At 68.1% G+C, this 11,539-nt stretch carries 12 protein-coding genes and 1 pseudogene; 7 read left to right on the forward strand and 6 right to left on the reverse strand.

Annotated features, from left to right (window positions below; all coding sequences use genetic code 11):
- Window positions 1–347: 347 nt before the first annotated feature.
- Complete coding sequence (locus ACZ4M5_RS34470) at window positions 348–530, reverse strand: double zinc ribbon domain-containing protein (protein WP_381463858.1); 183 nt, start codon at window positions 528–530, stop codon at window positions 348–350.
- A 295-nt stretch (window positions 531–825) separates the two neighbouring features.
- Here ACZ4M5_RS34470 and ACZ4M5_RS34475 point away from each other — a divergent pair, with 295 nt between their 5' ends.
- The 7 genes and pseudogenes from ACZ4M5_RS34475 (at window position 826) to ACZ4M5_RS34505 (ending at window position 8,082) form a co-directional block, all read left to right on the forward strand.
- Complete coding sequence (locus ACZ4M5_RS34475) at window positions 826–3,390, forward strand: helicase associated domain-containing protein (RefSeq protein ID WP_467743010.1); 2,565 nt, start codon at window positions 826–828, stop codon at window positions 3,388–3,390.
- 100 nt (window positions 3,391–3,490) lie between these two features.
- Window positions 3,491–3,898, forward strand: a pseudogene (locus ACZ4M5_RS34480) (DnaB-like helicase N-terminal domain-containing protein); the annotation flags it as partial.
- A gap of 68 nt (window positions 3,899–3,966) precedes the next feature.
- Window positions 3,967–4,986, forward strand: coding sequence for a DnaB helicase C-terminal domain-containing protein (locus tag ACZ4M5_RS34485; protein ID WP_467743012.1), 1,020 nt, complete (start codon window positions 3,967–3,969; stop codon window positions 4,984–4,986).
- A 114-nt stretch (window positions 4,987–5,100) separates the two neighbouring features.
- The gene (tpg, locus tag ACZ4M5_RS34490) at window positions 5,101–5,655 is read left to right on the forward strand and encodes a telomere-protecting terminal protein Tpg (RefSeq protein ID WP_467743014.1); all 555 of its coding nucleotides are present in this window, start codon (window positions 5,101–5,103) and stop codon (window positions 5,653–5,655) included.
- A 292-nt stretch (window positions 5,656–5,947) separates the two neighbouring features.
- A complete protein-coding gene (locus ACZ4M5_RS34495; RefSeq protein WP_467743030.1) occupies window positions 5,948–6,661 on the forward strand; it encodes a S1 RNA-binding domain-containing protein in 714 nt (237 codons plus the stop codon).
- Between the two features lie 444 nt (window positions 6,662–7,105).
- Complete coding sequence (locus tag ACZ4M5_RS34500) at window positions 7,106–7,375, forward strand: hypothetical protein (RefSeq protein WP_467743016.1); 270 nt, start codon at window positions 7,106–7,108, stop codon at window positions 7,373–7,375.
- Complete coding sequence (locus ACZ4M5_RS34505) at window positions 7,372–8,082, forward strand: restriction endonuclease (RefSeq protein ID WP_467743018.1); 711 nt, start codon at window positions 7,372–7,374, stop codon at window positions 8,080–8,082. Before ACZ4M5_RS34500 ends, ACZ4M5_RS34505 begins: the two co-directional genes overlap by 4 nt.
- A gap of 341 nt (window positions 8,083–8,423) precedes the next feature.
- Here ACZ4M5_RS34505 and ACZ4M5_RS34510 read toward each other — a convergent pair whose 3' ends face one another.
- The 5 genes from ACZ4M5_RS34510 to ACZ4M5_RS34530 form a co-directional block, all read right to left on the reverse strand.
- On the reverse strand, window positions 8,424–8,840 hold the full coding sequence (locus ACZ4M5_RS34510; protein ID WP_467743020.1) for a hypothetical protein: 417 nt from the start codon (window positions 8,838–8,840) through the stop codon (window positions 8,424–8,426).
- An 83-nt stretch (window positions 8,841–8,923) separates the two neighbouring features.
- Window positions 8,924–9,169 (reverse strand): hypothetical protein, encoded by a 246-nt coding sequence (locus tag ACZ4M5_RS34515; RefSeq protein ID WP_467743022.1) that lies wholly within the window; start codon window positions 9,167–9,169, stop codon window positions 8,924–8,926.
- 209 nt (window positions 9,170–9,378) lie between these two features.
- Window positions 9,379–10,227 carry a helix-turn-helix domain-containing protein gene (locus tag ACZ4M5_RS34520; protein WP_467743024.1) on the reverse strand — a complete coding sequence of 283 codons (849 nt, stop codon included), beginning with the start codon at window positions 10,225–10,227 and terminating at the stop codon, window positions 9,379–9,381.
- Entirely contained in the window at window positions 10,224–10,964 is a 741-nt protein-coding gene (locus ACZ4M5_RS34525; protein ID WP_467743026.1) for a DUF6879 family protein, read from the reverse strand. Before ACZ4M5_RS34525 ends, ACZ4M5_RS34520 begins: the two co-directional genes overlap by 4 nt.
- A gap of 286 nt (window positions 10,965–11,250) precedes the next feature.
- Window positions 11,251–11,539: transposase (locus ACZ4M5_RS34530; protein WP_467743028.1), on the reverse strand; the 289-nt coding region annotated here is incomplete at its 5' end.

Raw genomic sequence — 11,539 nt, forward strand, 5'->3', positions numbered from 1 at the left:
CCCGCGGAGCGGGTACCACATCGCTGCGCGATGTGCAAGGGAACACCCGTGCTGCGCACGGGTGTTGCGCTCACGCTCCGCGTGAGCGGAGCTGCTCGCTGCGCGAGCAGCGTTACACGCCTTGCTGCGCAAGGCGTGTAACGCTCCGTCCGCTGCGCTCCCGGAGCTCCGGGGCCTGCGGCCCCGTGAGGGCGGCTTCCGCTGCGCTCCAGCCACCCGGGCCGCTACGCGGCCAGAAGGCCGGCCCCGCTGCGCGGTGCGGCCAACGGGCCTTTGGCCCGAGCAGCGAGGAGAGGGGGCAGGAGGGGCGTTGCTCTGTGGCCTCGCCCCTCCCGTGGCGGCCGCACTCAGCCTTCTGGGTTGCGGGCACGCTCGAAGTCCCGCCGTACTGCAGCACCCTGGTCCTCAATCAGCCCGGCCTCATCGGGGAGGTCCAAAACCGCGCCGCAGTGGCTGCACAACTTCCCGTCCTCGGCGGGCGTGCCACAGGCCTTGCAGAACCGGTTGCCCTTTTCGTTCTCCTGCGTCATGACTCTCCGGAAGCACCTTGGAAGTGTTGGATTCGATGCGGAGTACCCGTAGCGTCGAGATCGATTCACAGTCGTGAGTGCTTCATTTTGAAGCTAAGATAGACTCTGGAACTGGTTGGCTTCGGTGATGTGGCATGTTGCTGCTGAAAGCCGGTTGCGCGGGTCTCGGATCCAGGGCGTGCATCACTGTCTCGAGTGAAAGCCGCTGTGAGTCAACTCCGCTTGTGAGCAGGATGGTTGGTCAGATGGGGCGTATGAGGAAGATCGTCTGGCTTTGTTGGAGAGGGTCGATGGAATGGCAATGAAGGAACTCCGTCCTCATCAGCGAGAAGCCGTGGACGCGGCACGCCGTGTACTCGAATTGCCTGCACGAGCTACCGTGCCCGAGTGGGGTCTGCGCACCCAGGTAATCATGGCCACCGGCACCGGCAAGACCCTTGTCGCCGTACGCAGCGCCGAGGAGCTGCGTGCCGGCCGTGTACTCGTCCTCGTGCCTTCGCTGGATCTGCTCGCGCAGACCGAGGCCGCGTGGCCTGAGGGAGGCCGCAGCGGCCCGGTGATCGGGGTCTCTTCCTTGCGCGGTGAAGAGGCGGCCTTCCCGAACACCACGGACGTGAACGAGCTCGTTGACTGGGTGCGCCCATTCGACAAGGTCACCGTCTTCGCCACGTACGCCTCCCTGGGGCTGGGCACGCTCGAGCGCGCGCACCAGGCTGGCCTTCCGGGCTGGGACCTGATCGTGGTCGATGAGGCGCACCGGACGTCGGGGCGGCTGGGTAAGCCGTGGGCGGTCGTCCACGACAACACCCGCGTCCCCGCCCTGCGCCGTCTCTACATGACCGCCACGCCGCGGTTGTGGCAGCTGGATGAGGACCAGGAGCAGCAGGGTGTGCCAGGTGAGCTGGTGGCGAGCATGGAGGACGATCCGGACGGTCCGTTCGGTGCGCGTTGCTACACGCTGACGCTGTCGGAGGCGATCGACCGCGGCATCTGCGCGCCGTACCAGGTGGTGTGCGTGGACATCACCGACACCCAGCTCCAGGCCGCGCAGCTCCTGGGCGTTCAGGGCCGTTCGGATGAGGTCCGCGGGGCCCGGCTCGCAGCCCTCCAGACCGCCCTGCTCAAGGCGTCGGCGGACGAGAGCTTCCGGCGCACGCTCGTCTTCCACCACGTCGTCAAAGAGGCCGAGGCGTTCGCGGCCGGCCTCCCAGGCGTCGCCGCGCAGCTGCACGCCACCGACCCCGAGCTCTACCCGAAGACGATCTGGGCAGACTGGCTCTGCGGCGATCACAAGCCCAACCACCGGCGGCGGGTCCTCGAGGAATTCGCGGCCGGGGTCGCCACAGCTGGCACGGTGGTGGAGAAGGGCTTTCTGGGCTCGGTGAAGGTCCTCGGGGAGGGTGTCGACACCAAGAACTGCGACTCCGTCTACTTCGCCGACGTCCGCGGCTCCATGCCCGATCTGGTCCAGGCCGTGGGCCGCGCGCTGCGCATGCAGCCCGGCGACGGCAAGGTCGCATCGCTCGTGGTGCCGGTCCTGCTCGGACCCGGCGAGACACCGGACAACATGCTCACCAGCCGGGCGTACGGCGGGCTGGCGAAGCTGCTGGAAGCGCTCAGGGCCCACGACGCCCGAGTCGTCGAGCAGCTCGCCGAACAGCAGGCACGGAGCCGGGTCAGGGGCGTGCAGAGCCGTAGCGGGGAGCAGGAAGGCGAGAGCGACCGAAGCGACCGGATGTCGGTACCGGCACGAGAACTGCTGAAGTTCAGCACACCTCGCGACCCCGCGCAGCTGGCCGCATTCATCAACCTGCGCGTCCTCAACCCCGAGCACGCCCACTGGCGGCGCGGCATCGAAGCCGCCGTCATCTATGCCCGCGAATACGGCAACCTCAAGGTGCCCTTCACCTACCGCGTACCCGGCCGCGATGACCAGGCAGTGGAGGCCGAGGGATGGCCGGCCTCCCTCACCGGGTTCCCCCTCGGGCAGTGGATCGCCGACAACCGGCGCTTCCACGCCCGCGGCCGCCTGGACGATGACCGTGTCCAGCAGTTGGAGAAGCTGGGCATGGTGTGGTCGCACTTCGACGTCGCGTGGGAGGAAGGACTCGCCGCCGCGCGTGGGTGGGCGGCCGAAGCGGGTCACCTCCTGGCCCCGCTGGACGCCACCTACCAGGGCTACCGAGTGGGAATATGGCTGAAGAACGCCCGGGCCGCCGCCCGCAAGGCACAGGAGCTCGAGCACCGGCGCGCCGAAGGACTGCCGGTTCAGTCGTCGGCCGGAGCCTTGTCGGAGGAACGGCGCGAGCAGCTCGAGGACATCGACCCCTCGTGGTGCCCCGCCTGGCCAGTGGAATGGCAACGCGCCTTCCACCTCACTCGGCAGCACCTCGAGGCCGGCGGCGCATTGCCCACCTCACCGGGCGACGTCATACACCAGGGTGAGGACCTCGGGCGGTGGGTACGCTCCGTCCGCCTCGGCTGGGACAGTCTCACCGGTGCCCAGCAATGGCTGTGCGAGCAGGTCCTCGGAATCGAGCCCGCGGGCGAGGACGAGAAACCGAAGCCGCGCCGTGCACAGGCCGACAAATGGGCCATGAACTACGCCGCCGCTAGGCAGTTTTACCAGCGCGAGGGACACCTGCGGGTGCCGAGAAAGCACATCGAACGGATCATCAGCGGCAGCGAGCAGAACCGCGGCCGCGGCGGCGAACACGCAGGCCGTAATGGTGAGGGGGCGGAGGAGCATCACCTGCGGCTAGGGGCATGGGTCAATAACCAGCGATCCCGAGCCGCAGCGCTCACACCCGAGCGCGTCGAACAGCTCTCCGCCATCGGCATGCGGTGGACCTGCCTGTGAGCAGGACCGGCCCTGTTCCCTCCAGAGGGTATGTGCTGCGTGCTGCGCCCTCGAAAGCGTTCTTTTTGCGTACGAAGTGCGTACGAATGCCGTGCGGCGTATGAGGGTCAGATTCGGATGCCCTTCCCAACTCCGCTATAGGTCCGCCCCTCACGAATTCGCAGGGCACCATCCGAGGGGTGGGCAGGGGGGCCTCGGTCTACTGAGCATCCAGTGCGAAAACGCCCGCTGGGACGGTGAACACGAGACCGTGGTGGCGTTACCCATTACCCCGGCCTGCTGCAGATCGCTCCCCTGCCGGCGCGCTCTGGGCGCCTGCCTGGCCACCCCGGCCTATGACCCGGTGGCCGACGTGGCCCGCGCCGTGCGTGAGGGCGACTGGTACGAGCCCGCCCACGGTCTGGTGTGGTCGGCGGTGCAGCGGCTGCACGGGCATGGTCGTCCCACGGGCGTGCCCGCGGTGGAGGCCGAGTTGCGCAGCGCCGGCCACCTCGAGCGCGTGGGTGGCCCGGCCGGGCTGCCCAGCTCGCCAGCAGCGCCTGTTCCCCCGGAGAGGCCGGGCACTACGCCGACCTCGTGCACGGCTACGCCCAGGTGCGCCGCTACCAGGAGACGCTGGTGCGTGGCATGCAGGGCGCCCGCATCGCGGACCCGCTGTCGGTGCCGGACACGATCGCCGCGCATCAGGCGGAGCTGGAGTACCTGACTGCCGACGATGAGGATGACAGTTTCGGGCGGTTCGGCGACGGCCTGGACGCGCACCTGGACAGCCTGGCCGTGTCCGTCCCACCGTCTGCCATCACCGGGTTCACCGACCTGGACGCCCTGATGAAACTCATGCCCGGCCAGATGACGGTGGTGGCCGCGCGCCCGGCGATGGGCAAGTCGGCCTTTGCGCTCGGCGTGGCCACCGCCAACGCCCGCAAGGGTGGTCCCTCGTTGGTGCACAGCCTGGAGATGGGCCGGGCGGAGGTCAGCAATCGCATCCTGTCCGCCCGGGCGCGGGTGGCGTTCCACCACCTGCGCGACGGCGCCGACAGCCTCCAGCAGGAGGACTGGGACCGCCTCGACCGCTTCACCCCCGAGCTGCGGGAACTGCCGCTGTGGATGGACTACAGCGCCCGCGTCAGCCCCGCCCGCATCCGCTCCCGCATCAAGACCGTCGTCCGGGAGACCGGCCGCGCGCCGCTGGTGGTCGTGGACTACCTGCAGCTGATGCAGACCGACCAGCGCAACAACCGGCAGTCGCCCTATGAGCGCGTCACCGAGATCAGCCGCGAACTGAAAATTTTGGCCTCCGACACCGGAGCGGTCATCATCGCCCTGGCTCAGCTCAACCGTGGACCCGAGCAGCGACAGGACAAGCGCCCGCAGGTCAGCGACCTGCGCGACTCCGGGGCTCTGGAGCAGGACGCTGACAACATCATCCTGCTGCACCGCGAGGACTACTACGAGCCTGAGTCCGAGCGAGCCGGGGAAACCGACCTCATCGTTGCCAAGCACCGCAACGGGCCCACGGGGACGGTGACCGTGGCTCACCAGTTCCACTACAGCCGCCTGCGCGACATGACCGGTGAGGAAGAACCGCCCCGCTAAGCGCCCTGAAAGCCGCTGTGCGGCACGATCACGACCGGGCAAGCACTTCCCCTGGTCCGGCCGTGATCGTCCCGCAGCGGCCCACACAGTCGATCATGAAAGGAGGTGCCCACCGTGGGCATCGTGAACGACGGCCTGAACAAGGCCGTGCAGCAGGCATTCACCCGCCCCATCCCCAAGAGCGCCGGGGCGCAGATGCGTTACCTGGTCAAGCAGCTCAAGGGCACCCGCGCCGTGGCCCAGCACCTCGGCATCTCGCAACGCACGGTCGAGCGCTACGTCAAAAACCAAATCCGCCGGCCGCGACCGGACCTCGCTCAGCGCCTGGCCGACGCGGTGCGCGAGCGCTGGCAGCCGCGCTTGCGTGCCCAGGCCCGCAAGCAGGCGGCCACCAGCACGGGCGTCGTCATCGACGTACGGGCACGGTTCGGGTTCACTGCCGCTCCTGGGTCCACGGATGACGCCCGTCTGCGGCACATCACCCTCGCCCTGCCCCCGCAGTACGCAGCCCGCCTGTTCAACGCCCAGGACGCCGGGGCCAGTGAGCAGCAACTGCGCGACATCGCAGGCCAAGCGCTCGGCGAGGTCTACTTCCAGGACAGCGGGCGCCGCGCCCAAGGCCTCGAGGTCGAGTTCACCGACATCGAGCAGATGGAATTCGACTTGTAGCGGGGGCACCGGAACGCCCGAGGATGCCCCCTGCTGTGACTGAGCGCTTCAGTTGGCCAGTGAGCGTGTGAGTTGGCCGTTTGAGCTCTCCGTGTCGATGCCGCGGCTGAGCCGTGGCACGTTAGTTGGAAACCTGTCAGGAGAGTTGGAACCAGTGCGGCCGGCGCCGACTAGGCTCACCCCCGTGTCCGATCCAGCCCCTGACCCTCGCGTGCAGTCCTTGATCAACCAGCTCCGTCCGGGGGCCGTGAGAACCGTGAGGGTCACCGGGTTCGACGGAGCGGACGTCTTGGTGCAGCTCGTAGATGCCGAAGGTGAGAAAGCCGAGATCGCTCGGATTCCTCGGCAGGAGGCGTCGATGCGTCGGATGGACCATCCATCCGAGCTGTTTGAGATTGGCCAGGAGATCAACGCCGAAGAGATCGGGCGTTGGCGCGAAGGTCAGCTTCACCTCTCCGCCAGGGCATGCAAGATTCCGGCCTTGCGGTCCTTCCTCCTCTCGTTTAAACGAGGGCAGGTCGTCGCTGGGACGGTCTCCGAGGTTCACAACTTCGGGGTCTTCGTTCATGTCGATGGCGAACCGGACGGCCTCTGCACCGGCTTCATCCGGGTGCCGGACCTGACATGGGGCTGGATCAGCCACCCTTCCGAGGCAGTCGAAATAGGCCAGCGGATCACCGCTGAGGTGATCATTGCCGAGACTCGAACCGGACAGGTCACGCTCTCGCTGAAGGCCCTGCAGGATGATCCACTCATTCGGTTTGCGGATCAGGTCGGCCGGGTCCTCACCGGGACGATCACCAAGATCGTTCCTTTTGGTGTGTTCGTGCAGCTTGCTCCCGACATTGTGGGGTTCCTTCACCTCTCAGAGCTGGCCGACGAGCCGGTCGGGACCCCTGCCAAGCTCGTCGACGAGGGCGAGCTGATCACGGTGGAGGTCACCGAGGTCGACCTTCAGCGTCACCGGGTGCGGCTGAGCGCCGCCGGTGGAGCGAGCAGAACCTAGCGAACTGGTTCCAAGAAGACTGTCAACTCGCGGTTGGTTGCAAAAAGGGTGACCACTTGGTGCCAACAAGCGCTTGCGTACCGCTGCTGGCTCCGCCTCTCCCTGAGGGCAGCATGAGCAAGCTTCCGGCTTGTGAGACCGGGTGACCGCAGCGTGCTCGGCGTCAGTAGCCGGCATGCAGGGGTATAGAACTATTGTCCGAGCGAACTAGAACAGCAATCGGATGGGCGAGACGGGCGGCAGCTGTCCTGAACAGGCACTCTGCACCCTTGCGTCATGATCGTTTGTCAGTGGCCGCCTCCAGCATGGCCCTCACTTGGACGTGTTGATTCCGGGAGGGACCAGATGCCGTTCGTGCGGTCGTATGTGCGTTCCGATGGGACGCCGGTACGCGAACATTCTCGATGGGCGCCGGGCGCCCGACGGGAATTGACGATCTTCACGATGGTTGCTCTGGCCGTCGTGGGGTTCGGCAACAGCAACCAAGGAGCGGGTGAAACCACCGCCCCCGCTGTGAAGCCGGGCGATGGGCGGGCGGTGACCTACCCGATCCGCTTCGACCACGGCCAAGGCCAGGCCGCACCGCGCAGGAGCGTGCCGCAGCCCACGGTGTCGTACCCCATCAAATTCCCCACCCCGAAGAGGAAGCCCGCGCCGCCGACACCGACCGTCTCCTACCCGATCGACCTCTCCACCTTGGACGCTGGGCGGTGAGCCGGCGCCCGCCGCAGCGCCGCAGGGGGCCGACCCGGCGTCCCGCCCGCAGCCGCCGACAGCAACAGGACGGTACGCAGCTGCTGCTCGTGGCAGTCACCGCGGCCGCGGCCGTCAGCCTGACGGTCACGCTGGTCAACTGGCTGATCGCCCACTGGTGGATCCTGATCGTCGCTGCCCTTGTGGTGCTGCTGGGCGGTTGGGGCTGGTGGCAGCAACGAACCCAACGCATCCAGTGGCAACAGGCCCAGGCTCGCGCACTGCGCTACGGGCTGACACAGTTGGACGCTCTCGCTCACCGCCAGTTCGAGCACGCGATCCGGGACCTGATGTACCGCGACGGCTGCACGGACGCCGTCCAAGTCGGCGGCCAGGGCGACCTCGGCGCAGACGTGAAGGCCACCGACCCCTTCGGCCGGCGCTGGGTCATCCAATGCAAGCACCGCAGAAACGGAAACCAAGGCGCAGCCGTCGGCACACCCGAACTGCAAGTCCTCAACGGCACAGGCCGCCCCGTCCACAAAGCCGATGTCGTCGTCATGGTCACCAACGGCCGCATCACCCAACCCGGCCGCGCCTTCGCCCGCCAGCAGCGCCTGCACCTCGTGGACCGCGAAGTTCTGGCGCAGTGGGCAGCCGGCTCGCGCCCCTCGTGGGAACTGCTGAGTGCGGTGCCGCCACCGCGACGGCCAACGGCCCGGTCGTAGACGCTGTATCGCGCCCCTCAGCGTCTCTTGACCCGCAGCAACGCCCATGCACGGGGTGCTGCGCAACGCGAGCCCGCGTGCTGCGTACGCTCACGCCCGGGGGGCCAGGCCGCCGGGCCGCATCGCTGCCAAGGCACAAGATGGTCAACCCATTCGTCATCCAACTCCGCATCGCCCAGGGCGAGTTCGGCGAGATTGGGCTGGATGAGGTTGAAGGGCGGTCAGGACCCGCGCCTCGATCGAGACCACGCTTCAGCCCGGGCCCCGGGTGGCCGCGCGGACGGGGCGTGTGGGCGGCCACGGTGACGGCTACCGGCGTCGGCGCGGGCGGATGGAGGGCTTCATAGGCGGGTGCCGACGGCGATGGTGTCGTTGCCCGCGAGCTGCAGGAGGGCCCGCAGAATGATCGGCAGGCGCCGCTCGCCGAGGTCCTCGACGCCGGCCAGGGTGGTGATGCCCATACCGATCATCGACATGACCAGGGCGAGGAAGCAGCGCTGTTCTTCGTCGAGGCCGAGGGCGTACTGCATGCCGGACAGTGCCGGGAAGTGTGCGTATCGTCCCCTGCGGCTGTCCACGAGCAGCACCCGCTGCACGGTCGGCAGTGACAGGATCGTCCGCTCCTCGATCAGCGCCTGCACGGCCGCCCGGTGGCGCCGTTGCACGGTGTTCCGCAGCAGCTCGACGGCGAGCTGCTGGTACCCGGCCTCATGGTTCGGGGCCTCCGGGGCGGCGGTTTCAGTCTCGGTGATGGTCATGCCGGTGTCTCCGCTGGGCGTCGGTACCCGCCTGGCCGAACGCGGCGGCGAGTACGGCTGGGTTGGTGAGGCGGCTCGATCCGTCAGGGCGTGTGAACCAGAACCGGCCGCAGGCCGGCCAGCCGGTCGGCGAGCGGTGCAGAGGCCAGCTGCCCGGCCGCACGGTCACGCTCCTGCGGTCTGCGAGGTCGCCGACTCAGTGGCACGAGCCACCACGCCGCGTCGATCGTCGGATCGGCGACGACTGGCCCGCGCTGCTCCGGACGGATCCGCTTGTGCGCCTGCATGGTGGTGGCGAGCGGGGCCTTTACGGCGAGCCACGACTTCACAGATCGGATCGGCGCGAGCGCCTCGAGATTCCACGCTTCGTAGACCAGGTCCGGGTGCGGGCTGCAACTTGCAAGCCGCGCATCCCCCGCCTCATACCGCTCGGCGCATTCTCGTAGGCCATGGCCGGGACGCTACGTAGATTGATTGCGCTCCTGAACAGCGATTGCGGGCGATTGCGGATGCGGCCGGCAAGGTTGCGGCCGATTGGTCAGGCGAAGTCGAGAGACGCGCGTGCACGGCCAATCAAGCGCCGCGCCGGCGGGCCGTACTCGACTGACTCGGCAAGCCAGTCCCACGCCCGCTCGTAGAGCCGGATGTCTTCGGCTCCGGTGAGCCACAGTTCCTCGCTGATGGTCTCGACGATGACGAGTCGTCGGTCGTAGATCCAGAAGGCGTGCGGGGCGGTGCGGCGTAGCTGGGTGCCGAAGGGCAGGATGCCGAGCTCGATGCGTCGCTGTCCGACGAGGTTGTACAGCCGGTCGAGCTGCTCAGCCATCACCTCGACAGGACAGGAGCGGTGGTAGAGGGCCGCTTCGCAGAGGATGAACCGGAACGTCTTCTCCGGGTCGTACAGCGCCTCCTGGCGGCGCATGCGTGCCTCGACGGCCGCCTCGGTGGTAGGCGGGATCCCCCGGAACTCGGCGTTGCTCTCGAAGATGACCCGCGCGTACTCGGGAGTCTGGAACAGGCCGGGGACCCGGGAGACTTCGAGGCCCCGGATCAGCGTCGTATTCTCGGTCTGGCGGACGGCGATCTCCTGCCGGCCCCGATGCCCGCCCGCGAGTTGCCGGCGCCAGGAGCGGTGCCGCTGCTTCATGTCCAAGCCGGCGAGCAGTCCGTGCAGCTCGGGCTCTACGTCCAGGCGGCCAACGGCGTTCGCCCATGCGGTCAAGTCCGCGCGAGTCGGCGTCTGCTTGCCGTTCTGCAACCGGGAGACCTTCGAGGTCTGCCACCCCGCCATGCGGGCGATGTCCTTGCCTTCCAGACCGGCCTCGGTGCGCAGCTCCCGCAGGCGCGCGCCGAGGGCCTCGCGTGCGGTCTGGAAGTCGGTGGTCACACGGTTGAAGCTACCCGTTTGGCGAACTCCGCTGTAGCCAGGGCGTGATGCCAAGCGGCGTCGCGAGCCTGGCAGGCAGCGAGCACCTCAGCAGGCTCCTCGGTGACGTAGACGCCCAAAGTGGTGTCGTTCTCGTCGAACGCGAACCGGGCCACGATCTTCGAGTCGAACAGCCAGAAATCGTAGTCGGGCAGCCGCAGCGGGTGGGCCTCACTGCGGGGCAGGTAGCGGATGTCCTCGCCGGCCTCGACGTTGCTGGGCGCACGAGCCAGAAGGAACTGCTGCCCCTGGGTCAAGGGCTTGTCGACCAGACGTACCCGCTCGAACCTCTTGCCCTGCCCCACCTGAGCGCGGACGTTCTGCCTCCACGCGTTGGCGGGCTCGACGGCGACGTCTTCCCCAGCCTGCCACTTCGGCCAGAGCGGGGACTGGCGATCGGAGGCGTAGCCGCGGCGGGTCTCCAGGCGGAAGGCGGTGTGCCGGAAGTCGCGGAACAGGTGCGATATCGAGGGGAACGGCTGAAGGGCGGGTGCGGCGCTACGGGGCGCGTACCGGCTCAGAAGGCTGCGGGGGACGCGGACGAACGTCTCGGACGGCTTGACGTCGCGCAGCTGCACGAGGTGCTGCGGGTCGGTCAAGCGATCGCCCTGCACGAGGACCTCGTCCGTGCCCTCGATCTCGTACAGGGTGGGGCAGTCACCGTCATCGCTCGTGGTGCCGAGGAACCTAAGCGCCATATCGCCTCCATGCTGGTGATTAGAGGTTCAGGATGCGCGGCGGTCGCCCGTTGGCGCACTCGGATTGCGCCAGATTGCGGGCCGAGGGCTGCGGCTGCGGATTGCACGCAAGGGCAGCCTTACTCCAGGCTGCTGCGGAGCAACTCCGACTGCCCGCTACATGCGTGCGACATCTTGTGGCGGGCCGGCCGATGCGGTCGGAGTCTCTTCCTGCGGCATCGTGGGCACGTCCAGGTCTTCCGGAACTGCTCGATCTCGCCCGCCCCTCTAGGTCGTGTCCGGAAAGTCAGGGGAGCCAGAGTCGGAGGCAGGCGAGGGTGACCGTGGCTTCGAAGTGGGCGGCTCGTTTGTCGTAGCGCGTGGCCAGGGCCCGGTTCTGTTTGAGGCGGCTGAAGCAGCGTTCGACGACGTTGCGGCGTCGGTAGGCGGCTTTGTCGAGCCGGCATCGGGCTTCGCCGCGCCGGATGCGGCCGTTGATCTGGTCCATGACCGCTTCGAACTGGGTGCAGTCGTTGACGTTCCCGCCGGTCAGGGTGAAGGAGAGCGGCCGGCCCCGGCCGTCGCAGGCCAGGTGG

The sequence above is a fragment of the Streptomyces sp. NPDC026246 genome (assembly GCF_055567995.1).